Here is a 676-nt window from a genome sequence, read left to right as displayed (position 1 = left end):
GTCCTGGCCCGCGCGATACCGATGGTGCGCACGAACAGGCCCATGCGGGCTTTCTGCTGTGCGAAGACGTGCTCGACGAAGGCGCGGATTTTTGAGCGCCGGCCATTGGCCCGTGCCATCGCCTGGCTCATCGGCCGGCCTTTCGGCTTCTTGTGATGAATGTCGGAGAAGTAGCCGTGCTTCTCCAGCCACGCCTCATTCTTCTTCGAGCGATAGGCCGTGTCAGCCCACACCGTCGAGCCGGTGTTGTTCTTGTCCAGCACGTTTCGAAGCTGCGCCCCGTCATAGGCCGAAGCGCTGGTGACGTTCCAGCCGCGGACGAAGCCGTGCCGGCGATCGATCGAGGCATGTTGGGGTGGACGGCCCCCGCACGGCATCGATGTGCCAGAATGAGGTCGTTGAAGATCTCAAGCAAAGGAGACCGTCCGTGGAGCAGATTATTCGAATCGGTATGGACACGTCAAAGCACGTATTCCAGTTGCATGGCGTGAACGCGGCTGAGGAACCGGTCCTGCGCAAGAAGCTGCGGCGCAAGGAGATGGTGGCGTTTTTCGAGAAGCTGCCGCCTACGACAATCGCGATCGAGGCGTGCGGCGGATCCCATCACTGGGCGCGCCTGCTGCAGTCGTTCGGTCACGAGGTGAAGCTGCTTCCGCCGCAGCTGGTCAAACCGTAT

Annotated in this window: 2 pseudogenes; one reads left to right on the top strand and one right to left on the bottom strand. The window is 61.7% G+C overall.

The features are described from left to right. Positions 1 to 350: pseudogene (locus G6N73_RS36125) on the bottom strand (transposase); the annotation flags it as partial. A gap of 77 nt (positions 351 to 427) precedes the next feature. Between G6N73_RS36125 and G6N73_RS36120 the strand changes: the two are divergent. Then, positions 428 to 676, top strand: a pseudogene (locus tag G6N73_RS36120) (IS110 family transposase); the annotation flags it as partial.

The organism is Allomesorhizobium camelthorni (assembly GCF_011045125.1).
Taxonomy (GTDB): Bacteria; Pseudomonadota; Alphaproteobacteria; order Rhizobiales; family Rhizobiaceae; genus Allomesorhizobium; species Allomesorhizobium camelthorni.
This window is presented reverse-complemented; position numbering and strand designations above follow the sequence as displayed.